This window comes from Marinomonas sp. 15G6-16 (assembly GCF_055809555.1).
This window is the reverse complement of record NZ_CM147916.1, coordinates 1,877,175-1,900,997: the sequence shown is the minus strand read 5'-3', so window position 1 is coordinate 1,900,997 and position 23,823 is coordinate 1,877,175. Positions and strand designations below refer to the sequence as shown.

Sequence of the window (23,823 nt, the reverse complement as noted above, 5' to 3'; positions counted from 1 at the left end):
ATTACTTGACTTCGACAGATGCACCAGCTTCTTCAAGAGCTGCTTTAAGAGCGTCTGCATCTTCTTTAGATACAGCTTCTTTAACAGTCATTGGAGCGCCGTCAACGATAGCTTTAGCTTCTTTCAAGCCTAGGCCAGTCGCTGCACGTACAGCTTTGATTACGTTTACTTTCTTATCGCCAGCGGCAGTAAGAACAACGTCAAATTCAGTTTGTGCTTCAGCAGAACCGCCTGCATCAGCAGCTGGGCCTGCAGCTACAGCAGCTGCTGCAGATACACCGAATTTTTCTTCCATTGCTGAAATTAATTCAACAACATCCATTACAGACATTTCTGCTACTGCATTGATGATATCTTCTTTAGTTAGAGCCATGACTCAGATTCCTAGCATTTTTATAATTACCCGAAGGTAATAAAACAAAATAATTATCAAGAAGGGTTACGGAAATCCGTATTATGCCGCTTCTTGCTCTTTTTGATCGCGAACCGCTGCAAGAGTACGTACAAACTTGCTTGTTGCGCCCTGAATAACACTCATCAGTTTCGCAATAGCTTCTTCGTATGTAGGCAGTGTTGCCAAACGATCAATGTCGCCTGCTGGGATCAACTCACCGTTGAACGCCAACGCCTTTACTTCAAACTCTTTCTGATCTTTCGCGAAAGTTTTCAACAAACGAGCGGCCGCACCTGGGTGCTCGTTAGAGAAAGCGATCAACGTAGGACCAACAAAGCTCTCAGCTAGACATTCGAAGTCAGTGCCTTCAACTGCACGGCGAGCCAATGTGTTACGTACAACACGTACATAAACACCTGCTTCGCGCGCTTCTTTACGCAACTGAGTCATGCTGCTCACGGTAACACCGCGAGAATCAGCTACGACTGCAGACAACGCAGTTTTAGCAACTTCGCTAACTTCGGCGACAATGGCTTTTTTGTCTTCTAGACCTAATGCCATTGGTTTTCTCCTGGATTAGCAGGGAATAAATTCCCCTATTTTTTACCAACTCTCCGATTGCTCGAAGTACTTGCTGGTGAGTTAGATCCAGTTAATCTGAATCGGGCCACACCATCTGCGCAGGACAAACATTTTTCAACGTTTCATTAAACCCTCAAGAGGCTCCTGCGGTCTTTGACGGCCTGCTCAAAGGCAGACCCCAAAGCGTATAATTTAGAAGCTTAACGCGCCTAAATCAATTTGTAGACCAGGTCCCATTGTAGAAGACAAAGTCACTTTCTTCATGTAGACACCTTTAGCAGAAGCAGGCTTAGCACGACGCAAGTCAGCCAAAAGTGCTTCTAGGTTGCCTTTGATAGATTCAGCAGTAAATTCGATAGAACCAACACCTGCGTGAATAATACCATTTTTATCTGTACGGTAACGTGCTTGACCTGCTTTAGCGTTTTTAACTGCTGTAGCAACGTCAGGAGTTACTGTGCCAACTTTAGGGTTAGGCATCAGGCCGCGAGGACCAAGAACCTGACCTAGTTGACCAACGATGCGCATCGCGTCTGGAGAAGCAATAACAACGTCAAAATCTAGATTGCCAGCTTTAACTTGTTCAGCCAAGTCATCAAAACCAACAACATCTGCACCAGCTTCTTTCGCAGCTTCAGCATTAGCACCTTGTGCAAATACAGCAACACGAACATCTTTACCAGCACCGTTAGGCAAAACAGTAGAACCACGTACAGCCTGATCAGACTTACGAGGGTCAACACCTAGGTTAACAGATACATCGATAGATTCTTTGAACTTAACAGTAGAAAGCTCAGACAAAAGAGCAACAGCCTCTTCTACAGAGTACAACTTAGTTGCTTCTACTTTTTCTGCGATCAAGCGAGCGCGTTTAGTTAGCTTAGCCATTAATTCACACCCTCAACTTCAAGACCCATAGCGCGTGCGCTACCAGCGATAGTACGAACCGCTGCATCCATATCAGCTGCTGTTAAGTCAGCTTTCTTAGCTTCAACAATCTCTTCTAGCTGAGCACGAGTAACCGTACCAACTTTCTGAGTGTTTGGACGAGGAGAACCACTCTTAAGGCCAGCTGCTTTTTTCAACAGAACAGACGCAGGAGTAGATTTCGTTTCGAATGTAAAGCTACGGTCACTGTAAACAGTGATGATAACTGGTGTAGGAAGACCTGGCTCAACACCTTGAGTTTTGGCGTTGAATGCTTTACAGAATTCCATGATGTTCACACCGTGTTGACCAAGTGCTGGACCAACTGGTGGACTTGGGTTCGCTTGACCCGCTTTAACTTGAAGCTTGATATAAGCTTGGACTTTCTTAGCCATTTTTTTAACTCCAGATGGGTCACTGCCCGAAGGCTACCCGTTCAACAAAATCAGGCTTTTTCAACCTGACTAAATTCCAAATCAACTGGTGTAGAGCGCCCAAAAATAAGCACCGCAACCTTGATTCGGCTTTTATCGTAATCTACTTCTTCAACCACACCATTAAAGTCTGCAAACGGCCCTTCATTAACACGAACCACTTCACCCACTTCAAACAATGTCTTAGGACGAGGCTTATCAACACCGTCACTAACGCGTTGCAAAATAGCATCAGCTTCTCGTGACGTTATTGGAGATGGCTTATCTGCCGTACCACCAATAAAACCAAGCACACGAGATGTACCTTTAACCAAATGCCAAGAGTCATCATTCATATCCATTTGAACCAAAACATAACCTGGATAGAACTTTCTTTCGCTCTTGCGCTTTTTGCCTTCGCGAATCTCAACCACCTCTTCAGTAGGCACCAAGATATCGCCAAAATTCTCTTCTTGCCCCATAACCTGCACTCGCTCAATTAGCGAACGCATTACGTGCTTTTCGTACCCTGAGTACGCCTGTACTACATACCATCGTTTGGTCACGAGCAACTCCTAACTAATTACCGAGGAAACGACCCAACCAAGGAACGAATCCACTCCCCACAGTACAAGAGACATAAAAATAACAACCGCCAACACTATCAAGGTTGTCTGCACAGTTTCTTGTCTAGTTGGCCACACAACCCTACGAATTTCGGTTTTAGCTTCTTTTGCTAAAGTAAAAAAAGACCGACCTTTCACAGTTTGTAACGCAACAAAACCAGCAACTACAGCCAACACTAAAATAGCAATCAAGCGATACAATAGTGACTCAGTAGAATAATAGTTATTACCAATCACGCCTACCGCAACTAGCAGAACAACAATAGCCCACTTAAATACATCTCCGCGAGATGATTGAGCTTCAGCACTCGAACTCATACTTCAGGTGATCCCTAAAAACTAAAAAATAGGATACGAAAGATGGCAGGCCAAGAGGGACTCGAACCCCCAACAGCTGGTTTTGGAAACCAGTGCTCTACCAATTGAACTATTGGCCTACATTCGTATGGGCGGAGAATACTACCTAAACAAAGTTAAATTTGCAAGGGTACTTGCCCAAAAAACAGACAATAAAAAAGGCGGATAAACCACCTGTCTTTTGCATCAGAATAGCTGGAGCTCATGAGCAGATTTGAACTGCCGACCTCACCCTTACCAAGGGTGTGCTCTACCAACTGAGCTACATGAGCATTGGAGCGGGTAGCGGGAATCGAACCCGCCTCTTCAGCTTGGAAGGCTGAGGTAATAGCCACTATACCATACCCGCAAATGGTGGAGGGAGGTGGATTCGAACCACCGAAACTTTCGTGGCAGATTTACAATCTGCTCCCTTTGGCCACTCGGGAACCCCTCCACGTACTCAACGCTGCAACGCAACACCCCAAAAGGTGGGAGCCATTATATGAATCGCTTTAGCAAATGCAAGGGCTAGCATGGATTTTTTTCCACTTTTATTGTCATCTGCGTAAGATCGAACTGTGAAACAAATAACACCCAATCTTTTTCATTAACAGGTTGCCCTACTTTGATCTGCTGCAGCGAAACATTTCGCATATGCTCATAGATGCTCACCGTATAGCCAGACACTTCTTCTATACGACTTTTGGCTTGATTTGCACGTTCAGCCGAAGAATATAGACCCAGTGAAATACGATTTTTCATTTCTTCTCGATTAATCACAAAACTATCAATGGATTTGGACGCAAGATCCTTCACGATTTCCCTCGCTTTTGCCTGCGTCTCTGGAGCAGCAACATATAACCAAAATTTCGTCCTTTTACCTGAAGTTTCATTTGTTTCATAAGGCCAAGCACGGTCATCCAAAGCTTTCTGGATCTGCTCTTTCTCTGCCTGACGCTCTACTTCAACAAGAGGACAAAATGCACTTTCTGTGGGACCTTCAACTTGAGCAGCCACCTTATCCATCACAGCCTCAAAGCTTTCTTGCCGCGCGACAGCTTTCTCAGGCTCTAATCCAGTTACTGGCGCCTCTTCTGACAACAGGTAAATCTTCTCACTAACAGGTGGCCCATATACTGGCTCCTTTGATACCTGTGGCTTATCTTGAGTAAAACTATGCCAGCTTAAAAACGCAGCATTAATTAACACTATAAACAAAAACAGCCACTTCATTCCTTTCCTCTCATTAACTCATCACCAACCAATCTAGCCCCAAGAGCCACAAGATTAGGCTGGCTATCCAATGGTATATTCAATAAATCCAACAAAGTACGCCCATCCCCGCCCGTCACAACCCACTGACTATCGGAGTAGTTACGATAAATACGCTCTAAAAAGCCCAACGCCATCTCATGACAACCTTCTGTTACCGCCCTAGCGGTCGAGTTAGGAAGCCCCTCACTCGCCACCACTTCACTGGTAGAATATCGAATGCGCGCAGTGTTGGAGAGCAACGCTTTTTCCATCATAGAAAGGCCAGGCACAATATAACCACCTAAGTGCTTACCACCCCTACTGACTAGATCAACCTTAATTGCGGTTCCAGCATCCACAATCACCACATCTTTTTTATACAGATGATGGGCAGCAATCACACCAAGCCAGCGATCAACACCTAGCCGCGCCGGCTCAAAATACGCATTCGCAACACCGCACGCTTGGCTCTCACTTGAAAGCTCAAGCCAAGCGCAGCTTGAAAAAGCCTCTTTAACCCTTTCAACCTCAACAATACTTTCCTCTTTGGAACGAACGCTAGCAAAATAAACTGCATCTGGCACAAAACCTGATTCCAAAACATTAAGCACGTCAGCAGCTACCCAAAGTAATTTTTCGCCTTTAAAGGCAGTAAATTTTACACTTGTGTTGCCTGCATCAATCACCAATACATTAGTTGCGACGAACACTAATCTCGCCTCCGTGGAGAGCGGAAATCTCACCATTCTCTTCGATTAACAACGCACCTTTTTCATCAATCCCTCTCGCTATGCCCTGACGTTGTTTGTTAACCGTACTGACCGTAATAGATTGATTAAATAACACATCATAAGCTTGCCAATGATGCTGAAAATGCTTCATTCCATGACCTTCTTCAAATAACGTACACACCTCAACAAGCTCTTGCGTCAACTCTGCCAAAATACGGTTTCGACTAGGACGATTCTCTAACCTAGAAACCAAATCTGTCCACGGCTGATCTACACTCGCCATGAAGGCTTCATCCATCTCAACATTAAGCCCAATGCCAATCACCACATGACACACATCTTGGTCGGCAATCATTTCCAATAAAATGCCGCAAATCTTTTGCCCATCGACTTGAATATCATTTGGCCACTTAAGGCCAGGATTGGGAATGCCCGCTTTTTTAAGCACTCTGGCAACGGCAACACCAACAGCCAAACTCAAACCCTCAATAACGCTTGGGCCATTTTCAAAACACCAAGCAAAAGACAAGGTAAGGTTTTTCGCAACACCAGACTCCCATTGGCGCCCACGTCGTCCGCGACCTTTTGTCTGACGCTCCACTGAAAACAACGCAGGCAACTGACCACCTTGGCCAATATAGTGTTTTGCGTCGTTATTGGTCGATTCTGTTTCAAAAGCCAATTGCAGCTGAACAGAGTCAGACACACCACCTTCACGAAGAGCCGACTCAGACAACAACTCTATAGGCGTTGGCAAACGATAACCTCGCCCTTTAACGGAATGCACTGTAACGCCAATAGACTCAAGCTTCTTCAGCTTTTTCCATACTGCCGCTCGAGTTATTCCCATCGCTGCCCCTAGGTCTTCCCCAGAGTGAAATTCATTGTCACTAAGTAACGCAAGAACCGTTTGCATATTATTTTTTCCACTTAGCTAAGTTTCAACTCTACAAATGAAAAAGCTGAAAACCATTATTAACATTAGATTGAAGCCAATTTTCTTTCGGATACTCACAAGCCTGATCTATCGCATGCAAAGCATAAGCATGACGAGATTTACCCGAGCGGTTGGCATAACTGAGGTGAGGGAATTCGCCGTTAAGTATAACCAAGGACCCTTTTGACACAGGCAGAGCAACTAATTCATCTTGATGCCACTGATGCTCCTTTAACGTCACCATCTTTGTTTCGATGGATTCTGGAGAAACTCGTTCGAATCGCTTCAGCAATCCGACATTATGCCCTTGAGGCACACCCCAAAGACAACCATTTTCCAGCGTCGCCTCCTCAATCGCAAACCAAAGACCAATGACGCTCATGGGCCTAGTATAAAGAAAAGTACTGTCCTGATGACAAACAACTTCGCCACCAATATTTGGCTGTTTAAAAATATACATAGATTGCACTGCGCGGGGCTCAGCCATGCCCAATTGACGAAGCATATTCCCCCAAACAGTCGCCAAAGAAAATTGACGAAAGACATCATCTTTTACATGAAGAGCATGACCGACTTTATTGATCGAAGCACTTAAAGATTGCTTAAGATTCCCAGACTCATCGAATGCCTCTTCTTCAAAGAAAAAAGAGATCGTCTCGGCCGAGTCCATAAAATATTGATCTGTATGTCGAGTCTGCTCATTGGTTGTAAAGATTGAACGAACAGATTCAGCATCAAAGCCGTCAATTAACTCTGACATTCTACTTTTTAACGCATCACATACTTCAGAAGAAATAAGGGAACCCAATATCAAATAACCATCACGGTGATATTGCTCAACCTGTTGTTGAGCCAACGTCAGGTTAGGTAAATGCATTTTGATATCTGCAGGCATAAGGCCTTATTTCCTCTTAATTTTGCAATGTATTTGACCGCATGAAAGTAACCATTTCTTGCATCAAAGACGCGAATTCGGGATTCCAAGACACTCTCGCAGCATGCGGGCTCTTTTCCGATAAGGCTTTAGAGCGCTCACCAAACCAGTTACTTTCATCTGTTCGACAAGCATCATACAAAGCCTTATCTGATAGATGCCAACCACATATTCGATATTCCCCAAACGCCCCATAATACGGATTATTTGGGTCGCCATGAACGGCCATGTGAGAAAGCCCCAAAATATTCGACTCAGGCCAATGGGAATTATAAACCTTAACGCGGTCTGAACTGACTTTATTTTGATCTTGACTGTAAAGCGCGACCTGACTCGTCGCTCCAACCATTCCCTGCTCAAATACTTCCAAAGTAACAGAAGAGTCCACCGTCTGATCTTCATCAGACATAGCGATAAACACTGGAAGCGACTTAGGGCCCTCTAAAACGAGACCACGTACTTCTTTAGCCAGTTTATAGACCTCCGCAATGGCTGGGACAGGAATGGAAGCATACTTAGCAAAATCATCGGATGGTTCGTTGTCCAACCAATCCTTCACCAAAGCCAACCATGGAGACAACCAGTCAATACTACTATTTACCTTGAATACAGGAGAAAAAAGAAGCACGCCGGAAAGCTGATCCGGATTTTTCCAGGCATACTCAGCCGCCAATGCACCACCGGTAGAAAAGCCGCCGACATACAAGGAATCCACTTCGTCTTTAAATTGATTTGCTGCGTTATAAAAGGTCTCTCGCCAATCCTCTCTGGACACACTCAGCAAACTAGATGACTCAGTTCCATGACCTGGCAATAAAATCACTCGTACATAATAGCAAGCAGCCTGCAATGCTCGTGCAGGATCTCTCATAGAAAAAGGAGAATCAGATAACCCATGAGACAACAAGACTCCTACTCTCTGATGTCCATCACAACGAGAAGGATCAGGTAGTAATTCAAACGGCATCACAGCAGCAAGTTCATGAATTTGATTATCTGCATTCACCCACACTTTATTCGCCTGCAAATACGTCTCAGCCCTTGCCACATAATCGGAAAACACCTCATCAGGCTTGAAAACAAAGTGCTCATGTTTTTCTGCATAGGCTGGCAAAACCATAAATGCAGCACACCAAAAGACAAAAACCTTCCACATACCAGACCCTCACTATGAACCATGCAAATTTGCTACAATCAAAGCAACACCACTCAAGTCTATTAAAGCATGAAAAAAACCTACTCATATGCAGAACTTGTTCCTTCACTTTGGTTTCCACTCGTCAAAAAGTTCTACCAAGAACATTACCCCAGCGGAAAACCCAATAAAGCTGACCCAATTTGGGTAATTCGCGATAACAACAAAATAGTTTGCTCATTAAGACTAAAGCAACTCGACCAAGCCCAACTACTTACTGCTATGGTGACAGAGCCATCCTACCGTAATAAAGGATTAGGCGGCCACCTCATTCAATGCCTACATGGCGAACTCAGCAAACAAGCAAGCTACTGCTTTGCCCTTACCCCTCTCGTTCCTTTTTATACGCGCAATGGCTTTGCTAAGATATTGCCCGAAGAATTACCTGCCGCCTTACTAGGTCGCTTTAAAGCCTATCAAGCACAAGGACGAAACATTACTCCCATGCTCTATAAACAACCTAATCTATAGACAATATGACAGGCCAAACTGGCGAGAAAAGGTGTGGTGTTATAAGGCGATGATTTAATTTACGTAAACACATCGAAGAGTGAGGCTGGCAGACAATAAAGTGCCTTGGATGTCATTTACGTTGATCTGTCGAGGAAGAAGGAAAGTGATATAGAGAAGTCTTGCGAGGAAATAGAGTGTCTTAGTGATCATTTACGCAGACGCGTTGAGGCACGAAACAAGCGCAAGTAAATGACCACTAAGACGCTCTTGTTTCTAATCTGATCTGTTCCTGTCTCTATTCCCTTTCAGACCTTCCATTTCCAACAGACGAAAAAAAGCCCCGACAGCTTAGCTATCAGGGCTTTCTTAATTATAAGCTTGTCGACTTACTGCTATCACATGCATATCTGCAATAAAAAACCCCACACAGCGTTGGCTATGTGGGGCTCTTAGTATTATAAGCTTGACGACGACCTACTCTCACATGGGATCTCCCACACTACCATCGGCGATGGCGCTTTTCACTTCTGAGTTCGGGATGGGATCAGGTGGTTCAACGCCTCTATGATCGTCAAGCAATTCGGCTGCGTTTTCACGCGAATACGTTGCTTGGATCTTTAACAATTCATTTTGAAATAACGTGTATCAAGGTTAAACCAGCGACCTCCATGGATGGAGGAAATGCTGAAAATTGTCAGGAACAATTTCAGTACTTTATCGTAATGTGTCTCTGTAATCTTTGATGAGCTTTCTCATCCAAAAACCACTTTGGTGTTATATGGTCAAGCCTCACGAGCAATTAGTATTGGTTAGCTCAATGCCTCACAGCACTTACACACCCAACCTATCAACGTCCTAGTCTCGAACGGCTCTTTAGGGGACTTATGTCCCAGTGAGATCTTATCTTGAGGGAGGCTTCCCGCTTAGATGCTTTCAGCGGTTATCCCGTCCGAACATAGCTACCCGGCAATGCCACTGGCGTGACAACCGGAACACCAGAGGTTCGTCCACTCCGGTCCTCTCGTACTAGGAGCAGCTCCTCTCAAATCTCAAACGTCCACGGCAGATAGGGACCGAACTGTCTCACGACGTTCTAAACCCAGCTCGCGTACCACTTTAAATGGCGAACAGCCATACCCTTGGGACCGGCTTCAGCCCCAGGATGTGATGAGCCGACATCGAGGTGCCAAACACCGCCGTCGATGTGAACTCTTGGGCGGTATCAGCCTGTTATCCCCGGAGTACCTTTTATCCGTTGAGCGATGGCCCTTCCATACAGAACCACCGGATCACTAAGACCTACTTTCGTACCTGCTCGACGTGTCTGTCTCGCAGTTAAGCGTGCTTTTGCCTTTACACTCTATGCATGATTTCCGACCATGCTGAGCACACCTTCGTGCTCCTCCGTTACTCTTTGGGAGGAGACCGCCCCAGTCAAACTACCCACCACACAGTGTCCTCGATCCAGATAATGGACCTGAGTTAGAACCTCAAACATACCAGGGTGGTATTTCAAGATTGGCTCCAATAGAACTGGCGTCCTATCTTCAAAGCCTCCCACCTATCCTACACAAGTAGGTTCAAAGTTCACTGTGAAGCTATAGTAAAGGTTCACGGGGTCTTTCCGTCTAGCCGCGGATACACAGCATCTTCACTGCGATTTCAATTTCACTGAGTCTCGGGTGGAGACAGTGTGGCCATCGTTACGCCATTCGTGCAGGTCGGAACTTACCCGACAAGGAATTTCGCTACCTTAGGACCGTTATAGTTACGGCCGCCGTTTACTTGGGCTTCGATCAAGAGCTTCGCCGAAGCTAACCCCATCAATTAACCTTCAAGCACCGGGCAGGCGTCACACCCTATACGTCCACTTTCGTGTTTGCAGAGTGCTGTGTTTTTAATAAACAGTCGCAGCCACCTGGTATCTTCGACCGATCAATGCTTACGGAGCAAGTCCTTCACACTAACCGGCGTACCTTCTCCCGAAGTTACGGTACCATTTTGCCTAGTTCCTTCACCCGAGTTCTCTCAAGCGCCTTGGTATTCTCTACCTGACCACCTGTGTCGGTTTGGGGTACGGTTCGATCATATCTGAAGCTTAGAAGTTTTTCCTGGAAGCATGGCATCAACCACTTCGCCCAAAAGAGGGCTCGTCGTCAGTTCTCGGTCTTAAAGGGACCCGGATTTGCCTAAGTCCCAAACCTACCGCCTTAAACACAGACAACCATCGCTGTGCTGGCCTAGCCTTCTCCGTCTCTCCATCGCAATATGTACGAGTACAGGAATATTAACCTGTTTCCCATCGACTACGCATTTCTGCCTCGCCTTAGGGGCCGACTCACCCTGCCCTGATTAACATGGGACAGGAAACCTTGGTCTTCCGGCGGGGGAGTTTTTCACTCCCCTTATCGTTACTCATGTCAACATTCGCACTTCTGATACCTCCAGCCTGCCTTACAGCTTGACCTTCAACGGCTTACAGAACGCTCCTCTACCATGCATATAAATATGCATCCGTAGCTTCGGTGTACAGTTTAGCCCCGTTATATCTTCCGCGCAGGCCGACTCGACTAGTGAGCTATTACGCTTTCTTTAAAGGATGGCTGCTTCTAAGCCAACCTCCTAGCTGTCTAAGCCTTCCCACATCGTTTCCCACTTAACTGTAACTTTGGGACCTTAGCTGACGGTCTGGGTTGTTTCCCTTTCCACGACGGACGTTAGCACCCGCCGTGTGTCTCCCGTAATTGCACTCATTGGTATTCGGAGTTTGCATGGGGTTGGTAAGTCGGGATGACCCCCTAGCCCAAACAGTGCTCTACCCCCAATGGTGAGATACGAGGCGCTACCTAAATAGCTTTCGAGGAGAACCAGCTATCTCCGAGCTTGATTAGCCTTTCACTCCTATCCACAAGTCATCCCCGGACTTTTCAACGTACGTGGGTTCGGTCCTCCAGTTAGTGTTACCCAACCTTCAACCTGCTCATGGATAGATCGCCCGGTTTCGGGTCTATTCCCAGCAACTAAACGCCCTATTAAGACTCGGTTTCCCTACGGCTCCGCTAATCGCTTAACCTTGCTACTGAAAATAAGTCGTTGACCCATTATACAAAAGGTACGCAGTCACGGAACAAGTCCGCTCCCACTGCTTGTACGTACACGGTTTCAGGATCTATTTCACTCCCCTCACAGGGGTTCTTTTCGCCTTTCCCTCACGGTACTGGTTCACTATCGGTCAGTCAGGAGTATTTAGCCTTGGAGGATGGTCCCCCCATATTCAGACAGGATAACACGTGTCCCGTCCTACTCGTTTTCATTGAAATGGCGTTTTCGTATACGGGGCTATCACCCACTATGGCGACCCTTTCCAGAGTCTTCTACTAACACCAAACCAACTTAAGGGCTAATCCCCTTTCGCTCGCCGCTACTTAGGGAATCTCGGTTGATTTCTTTTCCTCCGGGTACTTAGATGTTTCAGTTCCCCGGGTTCGCCTCGTTAAGCTATGTATTCACTTAACGATACCCGCAAGCGGGTGGGTTTCCCCATTCGGAAATGTTCGGATCAAAGTTTGTTTATCAACTCCCCGAACCTTATCGCAGATTACCACGTCCTTCATCGCCTCTGACTGCCAAGGCATCCACCGTGCACGCTTGGTCACTTGACCATATAACCCAAAATAGTTTCGGATCACATACCTAAGAGCTTTTGTACCTCTTAGGATTTACGATAATAGAAGCCACTAGGTTAAAGTGAACTTCCACCGGTTTAACGCTTGATTCATCGTTATTTCAAAATTTGAATTATTAAAGAGCAAGTTTAGTGCAAAGCACTAAGTCAGAGACTAAAACGTCAGAACATATTCAAAGCACGCTTTGAATCGATTCTGTTTAGTGTCTTGCTTAGAACTCTCGCTAATCTTAAACACAGAAGAAGTTAATAAATGGTGGAGCTATGCGGGATCGAACCGCAGACCTCCTGCGTGCAAAGCAGGCGCTCTCCCAGCTGAGCTATAGCCCCATTATTCACTGTCTAGTATTTGGTGGGTCTGGGCCGATTTGAACGGCCGACCTCACCCTTATCAGGGGTGCGCTCTAACCAACTGAGCTACAGACCCAAACACTTTCTGTGCGTCTTATAAAGTAGATATACATCAGATAATTTGTGTGAACGCTCACCAGAGCTTCTATCGTTTAAGGAGGTGATCCAGCCCCAGGTTCCCCTAGGGCTACCTTGTTACGACTTCACCCCAGTCATTGACCACTCCGTGGTAACCGCCATCCCGAAGGTTAAGCTAGCTACTTCTGGAGCAATCAACTCCCATGGTGTGACGGGCGGTGTGTACAAGGCCCGGGAACGTATTCACCGTAGCATTCTGATCTACGATTACTAGCGATTCCGACTTCATGGAGTCGAGTTGCAGACTCCAATCCGGACTACGACGTACTTTATGGGATTCGCTCACTATCGCTAGCTCGCAGCCCTTTGTATACGCCATTGTAGCACGTGTGTAGCCCTACTCGTAAGGGCCATGATGACTTGACGTCGTCCCCACCTTCCTCCGGTTTGTCACCGGCAGTCTCCTTAAAGTTCTCAGCATAACCTGCTAGCAAGTAAGGATAAGGGTTGCGCTCGTTACGGGACTTAACCCAACATTTCACAACACGAGCTGACGACAGCCATGCAGCACCTGTCTCATAGTTCCCGAAGGCACCAAAGCATCTCTGCTAAGTTCTATGGATGTCAAGAGTAGGTAAGGTTCTTCGCGTTGCTTCGAATTAAACCACATGCTCCACCGCTTGTGCGGGCCCCCGTCAATTCATTTGAGTTTTAACCTTGCGGCCGTACTCCCCAGGCGGTCTACTTATTGCGTTAGCTGCGCCACTAAGTCATTACAACCCAACGGCTAGTAGACATCGTTTACGGCGTGGACTACCAGGGTATCTAATCCTGTTTGCTCCCCACGCTTTCGCACCTCAGTGTCAGTATCAGTCCAGAGTGTCGCCTTCGCCACTGATGTTCCTTCCTATATCTACGCATTTCACCGCTACACAGGAAATTCCACACTCCTCTACCGTACTCTAGCCTGCCAGTATCCGGTGCCATTCCAAGGTTGAGCCCTGGGATTTCACATCAGACTTAACAAACCACCTACGCGCGCTTTACGCCCAGTAATTCCGATTAACGCTTGCACCCTCTGTATTACCGCGGCTGCTGGCACAGAGTTAGCCGGTGCTTCTTCTGGAGCTAACGTCAAAACATTTGGGTATTAACCAAACGCCCTTCCTCACTCCTGAAAGTGCTTTACAACCCTAAGGCCTTCTTCACACACGCGGCATGGCTGGATCAGGCTTGCGCCCATTGTCCAATATTCCCCACTGCTGCCTCCCGTAGGAGTCTGGGCCGTGTCTCAGTCCCAGTGTGACTGGTCATCCTCTCAGACCAGTTAGAGATCGTCGCCTTGGTGAGCCTTTACCCCACCAACTAGCTAATCTCACGCAGGCTCATCTAATAGCGGAAGGTCCTAAGATCCCCTCCTTTCCCCCTAAGGGCGTATGCGGTATTAGCATGCGTTTCCACATGTTGTCCCCCTCTACTAGGCAGATTCCTACGCGTTACTCACCCGTCCGCCGCTCGACGCCTGATAGCAAGCTATCATCGTTTCCGCTCGACTTGCATGTGTTAAGCCTGCCGCCAGCGTTCAATCTGAGCCATGATCAAACTCTTCAGTTAAAAAGTTTGCTTACTCAAGTATCGAAACACTAACAATTTACTTATAAAGCGAATTGACGTGTTTGACGTCTCGTAAGACTTCAATTTTTTTGATCAACTTACTAACTAAAAGTCAGCAGCCGATCTTCTGAAGTCTCCAGCGAGCGCCCACACAAATTATCTGATTATCTATTTTAAAGAGCGTTGCCGTTACACTTAAGCCACTTAACCTCTTAAACCTAATTAAGATGCTAAGCCCTGTCCGTGTCAGCGAGGGCGTATATTAAGGATCTACAGATTTTGTGCAACCCTTTTCTGACAAAAAAGACGATTAATTTATCTTTCTGTCATGTTTGTGTGTTTTCTCATCAATCGATCGTTTTTTTGATTATTTTTCGAACAAAAAAGTAAAAAAAGCCCACTCAGAAACAGGAATGGGCTTGGCTAACCTTGAGAATCTAGTTTTGATTTCCCGCCATTTCTCTACGTCGTTTCACTTCGTAGACAATGGCCAGCAAAACGGTCACTGAGATCATCACTAAACCCAAAGCATTCACCGCAGGTGTCAGTCCGGTTCGAACTTTAGATGCGATGTAAACCGTTAAAGTTGTGTCATAGCCTTTTACGAACAAGGTTGTGTTGTAGTTTTCGAAGGACTGTAAGAACGCGATACCCGCAGCGGAAATAATTGCCGGTTTTAAATAAGGCAAAAGAATGCGTCTAAACGTCTGCCACTGGGTCGCCCCTAAGCTCAACGCCGCATTCTCTAGTGTTCTATCAAAGCGCTGCAGTCTAGCCAGTACCATCAGCATTACATAGGCGGCAATAAAGGTAGTTTGCGCCACAACCGTCAAGAACACCCCGCCACTTACTGATAAGCTTTTCCAGAAAATCAGCGTGGAAATACCCACGATTACTCCTGGGGTTAGCAAGGGCGACATCATTAAGGTGTAAAGAAAGGTTTTACCACGCCCTTGGTAAGTTGACAGCAATAACGCACAACAGATACCAATAGGCACAGCCACCAGCAAAACGCCTAATGCGACAATGCCACTGGTCCATAGCGCCTTCCACATAGCACCGTCTTGAGCTAAGGCTTCAAACCACTTAAGTGTGGCGCCTTTCCAAGGAGAGACAGTGGGAAAGCGACTATCGTTAAAGGTCGCAACCCCCATGATAATAAGTGGCGTAAAAAGATATAGGAAAAAGATACCGATATAGAAGCGTACCCCGATACGCATAATGGTTTCTGACTTCATTTGGCGATATCTCCTAATCCAACTTTAAAGACACGCATAACAAAAGCAATGAAACCAATACACATGACGAGCAACAAGAAGGCATAAGCAGCTCCTTGGTTCCAATTACCACCTTCAAAGAACCAGTTATAGATAATTTGCGTAAACCAACGACTACCAGGCGAACCTAACAATGCTGGTACAGCGTAACTCCCTGCTGCCAACATAAAAGTCATGATACAGCCTGTAGCAATACCCGGTTTCGCATGAGGAATAATGACTCGATAATGGGTGCGTATCCAACCGGCGCCAAGGTTACGGGCCGCTTTCACTTGGTTAGTATCTAGGCTTTCAATAGCGTTATAGATAGGAAACACCATAAATAGAATATAGGCGTACACCATGCCTAACATCACGCCGCCATCGCCGGACAAAAAACGTATTGGTCGATTAATTAATCCCAAGCTAAGTAACAACGCATTCAGAGGCCCTTTATACGCAAGAATGATATACCAAGAGAAGGTTCTTAAAATCTCATTAATCCAAAAGGGAATAATAAGTAAGAGTAGACACAAGGCCGCTTGTCGTGGAGTAGCCACTTTCGCCAAGTAAAAGGCAATAGGATAACTAACAACTAGCGTTAGCACAGTCACTAGTACGCTCGACCAAATGGTCTTAAAGAAAATCGCCAAATGGATTTGGTTGTTAAATAAGGTGTCGTAGTTGACCAGTGAGTATGTATCTTTTGGCCCACCAATCTCAGCCGGTAGTAGATTTGGCCGAAAGGAGTAATCAATCATCAATAGCTGCGGCAGTATTACCAAGCCAATCAGCCAAATCGCAATCATGCCGATAATGCCAACCGCCAAGCCACTTCCAAAGCGAGCTTTAAGCTGTTTGAACATCGTCACCTCCTCCAATCACTACGGCATCTGATTGATGGTAGGACAGCTTGATCTGCGCGCCCTTTTGTAAAGCATCCGTGTACTGGTGAGCAGCCAGTTGAATAGATAAGGTTTTATGACTGGCCGTATTCGCATTAAGAGTTAGATAAGCGCCTTCGAAATTGACCTCTTCTATGGTCGCCTGCAAAACATGCATGCCTTCTTCGGTTTCAAGGCGGAAATGCTCAGGACGAACGAATAAAGTTGCCTCGTCACCCACTTTCAATTCACCTTGGGCACGACCTGACAATATGCCGAGTCCAGCACAGTCAATCACGGCATAGCCTTCGTTAATTTCAGTCACTTTACCTGCGATACTGTTGTTCTCTCCAACAAACGACGCAACAAAAGCGGTTTGCGGGTCACGATACAAAGTAATTGGGTCGGCGACTTGTTGAATACGCCCTGCTGACATAACGGCAACTCGATCAGACATGGTCAAAGCTTCGCCCTGATCATGGGTAATATAGATAAAGGTAATGCCCGTTTTACGTTGAATCTCTTTTAGCTCTGTCCGCATATGTTGGCGTAGCTTTAAATCGAGGGCTGAAAGAGGCTCATCAAGTAATAACACTTGTGGCTCAACCGCTAAAGCTCGAGCAATGGCGATACGTTGTTTCTGACCGCCCGACAACTCTGAAACTCGTTTTGTCCCACTGCCTTCTAAAGCAACCAACTCCAATAAACGATCTGATGTCTTTTTACGTTCAGCTTTGGGTACGCCACGGACTTCAAGGCCAAACTCGATGTTTTCAGCCACTGTCATTAAAGGAAACAAAGCTAGATTTTGGAAAATCATAGAAGTAGGACGTTTGTTGGCCGGAACTCCCTGCATGGATTGACCACCAATTTTTACATCACCTTTGGTTGGGTCTAGAAAACCACTGATCATATTTAGAATGGTCGTTTTGCCACAGCCGGATGGACCCAGAAAACTAAAGAACTCGCCCGACTGAATCTGTAAGTCGGTAGATTGAATCGCGGTAAAGTCACCAAACTGCATGACGACATTATTCAAATGAACACTGCTATCCATGAGACTCCTCGGAATTAATAAATAAGAATAAAAAAGCCCCTCGCAGAGACAAAGTCTGCGAGGGGCTTTTTGCAACAAGTTAAGCAGACAAGAAACGGTCTTGGTACTCGTTACGAAGTGCCACGTACCATGGTTCCTGAATTGGCCACCACCAAAGGTTCGCCAAGTCTTGCTCAGAATAAGAGTCTTGGAAGAATTGTTTTGTTTCAGCAGGCAACAAAGCGTCAGCACCTTTCGATGTAGAGTTATAACCTGTTGATTTAACAAACATAGCGCCCGCTTCTGGCGTGTAATACCAGTTAATGAATTCATATACAGAATCCACGTTATTCGCATTTTTCGGAATCACAAAGCCTTCCATCCAAGCCAACGCACCTTCTTTTGGTGCACCGTAAGCAATAGGTTCACCTTCAGACTTCAACTTGAAGGCTGTGCTATCCCAAGTTTGGCCGATTACCGCACCATTGGTTCTAAAAGCACCTTGCGCTTCGTTTTCAGTTGACCAGAACTGAGCGATAGACGCTTTGTTCTCTGCCGCTACTTTTAGAATCACATCAAAGTTAGCGCGCATGGCTTTTTCATTTTTGTAAGAATCCAACAATGGATAAGGCAGTTTGCCTGCTTTTTCTAACCACAAACCGATACCAACCAAAGATGAATGGCCACGTACGGTAACGCCACCAGCATTTTCAGGTAACCACAAATCGCCGTAGCTTAAATTCTTAGGGTCAACTTTTGCGTATTCAGTGTTGTAAGCAATCGCCTCTGTTCCCCAGTCAGCTGGAGCAAAGTAACGCTTGCCGTTCACAATCCCACCAACATCAGAGCCAGCCAGTGCGCTTTCTAAACAACCATCCCAATTCACTCTTTTTACGTCTAAAGGTTGAACCAAGTCGTAGTCAACATAACCAGGAACACGGTCAACAGTTGGCATAATGATGTCAAAGCCGGTGCCATCTGTGGCACGCAGCGAGTTCATTAGCTCATCATTGGTTCCGTAAGGCGTAAAGGTTGCATTAATACCTGTTTTTGCTTTGAAATCAGACAACATTTCATCCGTGATATAACCCGCCCACGCATAGATTCGTAGCTCTTTGTTCGCTGCGATTGCACGGTTGATTGAAAACGGAGTTGCTGCAACAGCACCAGCTGCAGTGGCACCTTTTACAAATTGACGACGAGAAAGAGTCATTCTTGAGCTCCTGTATTTTTAAATGGTTGTGTTGCGTTAAGAAAGTAGCACTTAAATCTAATTGCCTTTAAAACACATTTTTTATTAAACATGCTTTTAATAAAAAACCAATCTAATACAAAATAATGACCAATTCGTGACAGGGACAGCTTTTTTTCACAGAAATGACATATTTGCGCTCAAGATGTCGCTTTTAATCAGGTTGATGTCGCAAATAATGCAAAGTCGAAAATATTGTACTTTGTGGAAGATATCGCCAGACGCCTCACTGAAATATTTTTGTCACATATTCCAGTTATGGTGGCACGCAACGTAACTTTATGTAATTAAGGCGTGCTTTAAATTGAAAATATCCCAAGTAACTCGAACCACAACGGCCAGCTATTTTGTCATTGCTAGTCTATTAATCGCTTTATTGTTATGGAGTCTTCTCCAATTTCGTAATGCATTCGAGCAAAATGATGCCTATAACAAAGTATGGGGACATTCTGCTATCGAGCTAAACGAGATCATTGAGAATTACTTATCGACAGGTGAAGCATCAAAGTTGCAGGGAGCAGAAGACTTTATACAAAATACGATTATTCCATCGTTAGACGACATACCGAGCTCAGTGCAAGCTCCTATTCTCGCGCAGCTTAAGCGAATTGAAGCGAGCTTAAAGTCAGACGTGCGTGCGGCAGGGAAATTATCCGGCAACCCATATGCGTTAATTGAGAACAATGAGCTACAAATGCGCCTGTCTCTTGATGTGTTTGCAGATAAAACACAGGAATTCATTGACGCCAAAAACCTACAAGACGCAGCCATTTATCTGGCGAGCCAAGCACATCTTTATGGTGGCTTAGCTCATATGAGACAAGCAAAAGACGATTATTTAAAACAAAAGAATGACGTCAACTATCAGCGCTTGATCGATTCCATTGCGAGTTTTCAAGACCATGTTCAAGAACTTAACTCGCTTCCCGTACTGGTTTTACAAGAACAACAAAACAATAACGACGTTGACGATTTGTCCGCCTTAATGGGTTGGGCAAGTGACGAAGAGGAAACAGAAATTGTTGACCCTTTAGAAGACACAAAAAGCGAGCTTCACACTTGGTCTGGCCGATATTTAAAAGACATTGAATCCAGCCTATCGAACATTGAAAGTGCTTTAAACGCACAACAAAGTATTCGTCAATTAATCATTGAACTGAAAAACATCATCAACAACGGCTCTCATACTATTCAAGACAATGCCGAACAAACACAACAGCAGACACTTATCGCTTTCTCTGCTTTTGTGATTTTAATGCTATTGGTAACAACCTTGGTTCACCAGTTCCAAAGCCGTGTTGTGGTTGGCAGTGCGAGAGATCTTTATTCTGCAGTGAAGAACTTGGTTGAGCATCAAGACACGAGCGCCATTCAACTAAGTAAACAAAACAATGAATTAACGGATGTGGCTCGCTATCTAAATCTCTACCTTGAGAAAATGGCACAGCAGCGCCAACAGAAAGACACTGAACTTGCCAACATTTCGGCATCACTCAACGAAATGCTCGATGCTTTTGGAGAAGTTCATGCTTTGAATATGGCTTCAAGCAAGGAAATCGATAACACATTAACCTTGTCTAATCAGGTTGAAACCATCGCCAACAAAGCCGAAGTAAGAGCACAAGAAGTGGCCACTTATGCTGCAGATACAAATGCCGCAATGACACACAGTGTCGATCAAGCCGCTTCGCTCGCCGTTGCCAATCAAACCACTGTAGACAGGCTCAATAGCAGCAAAAGAACACTGGTTGATTTGGAATCTTCCGTATCAAGCGCTTCTTCCATCGTGGGAAGCATCAGAGACATTTCAGAGCAAACCAATTTACTCGCTCTGAATGCCGCGATCGAGGCAGCACGAGCTGGCGAGCATGGTCGAGGATTCGCCGTTGTTGCCTCCGAAGTAAGAACACTGTCTAGCAGTACTCAAGAATCATTAGAAAAGATTACCGAGATTTTCTCTCTGCTTACTCGCGCCACCAGCAAGCTGAAGGAAAACATCAACCTAATGGAAAGCGCCTCAACGGAACAAATTAGTCTCACACAAGCACTAGGGCAATCCGCACAAGAAGTTCTTGAAAAGTCGGAACAATCCACTCATTTGGCGAAAAAAGCCACAGGCTATGCTGCTGAGCAAAAATTAGGAATGAATAGCTTAAACAGCGCGGTGGTTAAAATAAGAGAGCAAGCCAATGAATCCGAAGAATTTATGGCTAAAATGGCAAGCAACATCAAAACTAAGATCCAAGACATCACGACAACTCTCGGCATTAGTCGCTAGTTTTGCATGAGATTCTAGACATAAAAAAATCCAGCCGATTTGGCTGGATTTTTTATTTGATAAACCCGAAATTTGAAAGTTAGAACAAAAGTCTGGCTTTAATAGTGCCATCGACTTCTTTCATTTTCTCAAGGGCAAGCTCACCCGTTTCTGCGTCTACATCCATTACCATGTAACCCAATTTCTCCGTTGTACGAAGGTATTGGCCAGTGATGTTAATGTTGTATTCAGAAAAGATTCCATTGATCTTAGAAAGCACACCTGGACGGTTTTCATGAATATGCAAAATACGATGATTATCGGACTGCGCTGGCAACGCCACTTCAGGGAAGTTAACCGCTGCAATGGTTGTCCCAACATCAGAAAACTTGATTAGCTTCTCAGCCACTTCAACACCGATATTTTCCTGTGCTTCCATTGTACTACCGCCAATGTGTGGCGTAAGAATCACATTGTCTAATCCGCGCAAAGGAGAAACAAACTCTTCGTCATTGCCTTTTGGCTCAACAGGGAATACGTCTACTGCTGCGCCACCTAGATCGCCCGCTTTAATGGCATTTGCAACAGCGTCCAAATCTGCAACTGTGCCGCGTGAAGCATTAATGAAGATAGAGCCTTTCTTCATTTGTGACACTTCTTTTTCGCCAATCATCAGTTTTGTAGAGTTCGTTTCAGGAACATGCAAACTAATAATATCACTGGTAGAAAGAAGCTCTTTCAAGCTTTTAATTTGGCGAGCGTTACCCAGTGGCAATTTAGTCACGATGTCGTAAAAGCACACTTCCATGCCCAAAGACTCAGCCAAAACACTCAACTGCGTTCCTATACTACCGTAACCAATGATGCCCAAACGCTTACCACGAGTTTCATAAGAACCCACTGCAGACTTAATCCAGCCACCGCGATGACATGCAGCGTTTTTAGCAGGAATACCACGAAGCAATAAAATCAACTGACCAAGAACAAGCTCAGCCACACTACGTGTGTTCGAGAAAGGTGCATTGAAGACGACAATGCCTTTTGCACTTGCCGCGTCTAAATCAACTTGGTTAGTACCAATACAGAAACATCCAATACCAACTAACTTGTTAGCGTGCTCTAGCACTTTTGCTGTTAGCTGAGTACGAGATCGAATGCCGATAAAATGCGCTTCCGAGATTTTCTCGATTAGCTCATCTTCTGCTAAGGCTGTTTTATGGTACTCAATATTAGTGTAACCAGCGTCATTCAATGCTTCTAATGCAGACTGATGAACACCTTCTAATAGCAAGATTTTGATTTTATTTTTGTCTAGTGAGTTATTACTCATGGCTCGTTCGACTTCTCTATGGTTGTGGGGGGAAATTTTGCGCTTATCTTAACACAGAATAATTTGTAACCTAATGTCGATTCTCTCATTAAAACGAGAACAAGATTCATAGCAAGCTTTAGCCATAAAACTTGCTACTTCACTCCTTTAAAGCTGCACTTTTCGTTGCAAGTACACGCCCGTTTCCACGTGATGCGTATAAGGAAACTGATCAAACATGGCATATCGAACCACTTCATGTGTGCTGGATAGCGCCTCTAAATTGGACTTTAGTGTTTCTGGATTACAGGAAATATAAAGAATGGCATCAATTTTTCTCACTAATTCCACTGTCGCATCATCTAAACCAGCTCGTGGGGGATCAACAAGAACTACGGAAGGAGACAATTCACTGACACCAGCCTGAACCAAGGTTTTTGGTAGCTCGACATCACCATTCAAAGCGGCGGAAACATCTTCACTGGCCATTTTCACAACTTGGATATTCTGCATGCCGTTTATGGCTATATTAAGCTGCGCTGAATTAACAGACACTTTTGAAATTTCTGTCGCAACCACTCGGTCAAAACGTCGAGCCAAAGGAATTGAAAAATTACCATTGCCACAATACATTTCTAATAAATCACCAGAAGCATTTTCGGTGACATCCAGCGCCCATTCCAACATCTTTTCACTGATACCAGCATTCGGCTGGGTAAAGCTGTTCTCAACTTGTTGGTAATGAAATTTCTGACCATGAACCGTCAATGTTTCCATCACAAAGTCGCGAGTCAGAATTTGCTTCTTTTTACGGCTTCGGCCGATAAAATGGCAAGCAGGAAACGCAGCGTCCAAACCTTGGGCGGCAAGATTCCATTCTTCATCAATTGGCTTATGGTAAAGCAAGCTGATTAACGCTTCGCCTGTTGTAGTCGTTAAAAAATCTACCTGAAAAAGCTTATGACGCAATACTGGAACATCTCGAACCGCATCAATCAGTTTTGGCATTAAATCATTAATAAGAGAAGACGCCGCGAGGAATTGGTCAGTACGAATTGGTGTGCGTGGATCCGCAGAATCAAACATGGCGTAGTACAGATCATCGCCTTCATGCCAGATACGGAACTCAGCTCGCATACGGTAATGGGACGGTTGACTCGCATATACTTCCATTTCCGGCAAGGACAAGTCCGCCATTAACTCGGCCAATGCAACCTGTTTATCTTGCAGCTGCTGTTCATATAATTCTGGTTGGATTTGATCCGGTCTCATGGCTCATTCTCTTAAAAAAGTACTAAGGTTCTTAAAACGCGGCA

19 protein-coding genes, 6 tRNA genes and 3 rRNA genes are annotated in these 23,823 nt (G+C 45.2%); 2 read left to right on the top strand and 26 right to left on the bottom strand.

The window, feature by feature from the left end:
• Position 1: 1 nt before the first annotated feature.
• The 15 genes from rplL to AC0L46_RS09100 form a co-directional block, all read right to left on the bottom strand.
• A complete protein-coding gene (gene rplL, locus AC0L46_RS09170) occupies positions 2 to 373 on the bottom strand; it encodes a 50S ribosomal protein L7/L12 (protein ID WP_347984840.1) in 372 nt (123 codons plus the stop codon).
• Positions 374 to 454: 81 nt separating this feature from the next.
• Positions 455 to 955, bottom strand: coding sequence for a 50S ribosomal protein L10 (rplJ, locus tag AC0L46_RS09165; protein ID WP_414682759.1), 501 nt, complete (start codon positions 953 to 955; stop codon positions 455 to 457).
• Between the two features lie 213 nt (positions 956 to 1,168).
• Positions 1,169 to 1,864: a 50S ribosomal protein L1 gene (gene rplA / locus AC0L46_RS09160; RefSeq protein ID WP_347984838.1), complete on the bottom strand. Its 696-nt coding sequence runs from the start codon at positions 1,862 to 1,864 to the stop codon at positions 1,169 to 1,171.
• Positions 1,864 to 2,298: a 50S ribosomal protein L11 gene (rplK, locus tag AC0L46_RS09155; protein ID WP_317005406.1), complete on the bottom strand. Its 435-nt coding sequence runs from the start codon at positions 2,296 to 2,298 to the stop codon at positions 1,864 to 1,866. The genes rplA and rplK overlap by 1 nt, the downstream gene beginning before the upstream one ends.
• 50 nt (positions 2,299 to 2,348) lie before the next feature.
• Complete coding sequence (gene nusG / locus AC0L46_RS09150) at positions 2,349 to 2,882, bottom strand: transcription termination/antitermination protein NusG (RefSeq protein WP_347984837.1); 534 nt, start codon at positions 2,880 to 2,882, stop codon at positions 2,349 to 2,351.
• 9 nt (positions 2,883 to 2,891) lie between these two features.
• Positions 2,892 to 3,260 carry a preprotein translocase subunit SecE gene (secE, locus tag AC0L46_RS09145; protein WP_317005408.1) on the bottom strand — a complete coding sequence of 123 codons (369 nt, stop codon included), beginning with the start codon at positions 3,258 to 3,260 and terminating at the stop codon, positions 2,892 to 2,894.
• A 43-nt stretch (positions 3,261 to 3,303) separates the two neighbouring features.
• A tRNA-Trp gene (locus tag AC0L46_RS09140) sits at positions 3,304 to 3,379 on the bottom strand.
• A 116-nt stretch (positions 3,380 to 3,495) separates the two neighbouring features.
• Positions 3,496 to 3,571 (bottom strand) — tRNA-Thr (locus tag AC0L46_RS09135).
• 2 nt (positions 3,572 to 3,573) lie between these two features.
• Positions 3,574 to 3,648 (bottom strand) — tRNA-Gly (locus AC0L46_RS09130).
• Between the two features lie 3 nt (positions 3,649 to 3,651).
• Positions 3,652 to 3,735 (bottom strand) — tRNA-Tyr (locus AC0L46_RS09125).
• A gap of 74 nt (positions 3,736 to 3,809) precedes the next feature.
• Positions 3,810 to 4,514 carry an SPOR domain-containing protein gene (locus AC0L46_RS09120; RefSeq protein ID WP_473503089.1) on the bottom strand — a complete coding sequence of 235 codons (705 nt, stop codon included), beginning with the start codon at positions 4,512 to 4,514 and terminating at the stop codon, positions 3,810 to 3,812.
• Entirely contained in the window at positions 4,511 to 5,245 is a 735-nt protein-coding gene (locus tag AC0L46_RS09115) for a type III pantothenate kinase (protein WP_473503087.1), read from the bottom strand. The genes AC0L46_RS09120 and AC0L46_RS09115 overlap by 4 nt, the downstream gene beginning before the upstream one ends.
• The gene (locus AC0L46_RS09110; RefSeq protein WP_473503085.1) at positions 5,229 to 6,182 is read right to left on the bottom strand and encodes a biotin--[acetyl-CoA-carboxylase] ligase; all 954 of its coding nucleotides are present in this window, start codon (positions 6,180 to 6,182) and stop codon (positions 5,229 to 5,231) included. The genes AC0L46_RS09115 and AC0L46_RS09110 overlap by 17 nt, the downstream gene beginning before the upstream one ends.
• 31 nt (positions 6,183 to 6,213) lie before the next feature.
• Complete coding sequence (locus AC0L46_RS09105) at positions 6,214 to 7,098, bottom strand: phytanoyl-CoA dioxygenase family protein (RefSeq protein ID WP_473503083.1); 885 nt, start codon at positions 7,096 to 7,098, stop codon at positions 6,214 to 6,216.
• Between the two features lie 16 nt (positions 7,099 to 7,114).
• A complete protein-coding gene (locus AC0L46_RS09100) occupies positions 7,115 to 8,293 on the bottom strand; it encodes an alpha/beta hydrolase (protein WP_473503081.1) in 1,179 nt (392 codons plus the stop codon).
• 69 nt (positions 8,294 to 8,362) lie between these two features.
• Between AC0L46_RS09100 and AC0L46_RS09095 the strand changes: the two genes are divergently transcribed.
• Positions 8,363 to 8,803: a GNAT family N-acetyltransferase gene (locus AC0L46_RS09095; protein WP_473503079.1), complete on the top strand. Its 441-nt coding sequence runs from the start codon at positions 8,363 to 8,365 to the stop codon at positions 8,801 to 8,803.
• A gap of 443 nt (positions 8,804 to 9,246) precedes the next feature.
• On the opposite strand, the gene rrf is transcribed toward AC0L46_RS09095, so the two are convergent.
• From rrf to AC0L46_RS09050, 9 genes are all read right to left on the bottom strand, one after another.
• A 5S ribosomal RNA gene (gene rrf / locus AC0L46_RS09090) occupies positions 9,247 to 9,361 on the bottom strand.
• A gap of 202 nt (positions 9,362 to 9,563) precedes the next feature.
• Positions 9,564 to 12,447 (bottom strand): 23S ribosomal RNA (locus AC0L46_RS09085).
• A 277-nt stretch (positions 12,448 to 12,724) separates the two neighbouring features.
• Positions 12,725 to 12,800 (bottom strand) — tRNA-Ala (locus tag AC0L46_RS09080).
• Between the two features lie 20 nt (positions 12,801 to 12,820).
• Positions 12,821 to 12,897: transfer RNA gene (locus AC0L46_RS09075), tRNA-Ile, on the bottom strand.
• 77 nt (positions 12,898 to 12,974) lie between these two features.
• Positions 12,975 to 14,513, bottom strand: a 16S ribosomal RNA gene (locus tag AC0L46_RS09070).
• The 16S, 23S and 5S rRNA genes sit together here with 2 tRNA genes alongside, the layout of an rRNA operon.
• 437 nt (positions 14,514 to 14,950) lie before the next feature.
• The gene (locus AC0L46_RS09065) at positions 14,951 to 15,751 is read right to left on the bottom strand and encodes an ABC transporter permease (RefSeq protein WP_473503077.1); all 801 of its coding nucleotides are present in this window, start codon (positions 15,749 to 15,751) and stop codon (positions 14,951 to 14,953) included.
• Entirely contained in the window at positions 15,748 to 16,635 is an 888-nt protein-coding gene (locus AC0L46_RS09060; RefSeq protein WP_473503075.1) for an ABC transporter permease, read from the bottom strand. Before AC0L46_RS09060 ends, AC0L46_RS09065 begins: the two co-directional genes overlap by 4 nt.
• Entirely contained in the window at positions 16,619 to 17,710 is a 1,092-nt protein-coding gene (locus tag AC0L46_RS09055; RefSeq protein ID WP_473503073.1) for an ABC transporter ATP-binding protein, read from the bottom strand. Before AC0L46_RS09055 ends, AC0L46_RS09060 begins: the two co-directional genes overlap by 17 nt.
• Positions 17,711 to 17,789: 79 nt before the next feature.
• Entirely contained in the window at positions 17,790 to 18,902 is a 1,113-nt protein-coding gene (locus tag AC0L46_RS09050) for an extracellular solute-binding protein (protein WP_473503071.1), read from the bottom strand.
• A 343-nt stretch (positions 18,903 to 19,245) separates the two neighbouring features.
• Between AC0L46_RS09050 and AC0L46_RS09045 the strand changes: the two genes are divergently transcribed.
• On the top strand, positions 19,246 to 21,219 hold the full coding sequence (locus AC0L46_RS09045; protein ID WP_473503069.1) for a methyl-accepting chemotaxis protein: 1,974 nt from the start codon (positions 19,246 to 19,248) through the stop codon (positions 21,217 to 21,219).
• A 79-nt stretch (positions 21,220 to 21,298) separates the two neighbouring features.
• Here the strand turns inward: AC0L46_RS09045 and serA are convergent, their stop codons facing one another.
• Positions 21,299 to 22,528, bottom strand: a complete 1,230-nt coding sequence (gene serA / locus AC0L46_RS09040; protein WP_473503067.1) for a phosphoglycerate dehydrogenase — start codon at positions 22,526 to 22,528, stop codon at positions 21,299 to 21,301.
• A gap of 147 nt (positions 22,529 to 22,675) precedes the next feature.
• The gene (gene trmA / locus AC0L46_RS09035) at positions 22,676 to 23,779 is read right to left on the bottom strand and encodes a tRNA (uridine(54)-C5)-methyltransferase TrmA (protein WP_414682204.1); all 1,104 of its coding nucleotides are present in this window, start codon (positions 23,777 to 23,779) and stop codon (positions 22,676 to 22,678) included.
• Positions 23,780 to 23,823: the final 44 nt, after the last annotated feature.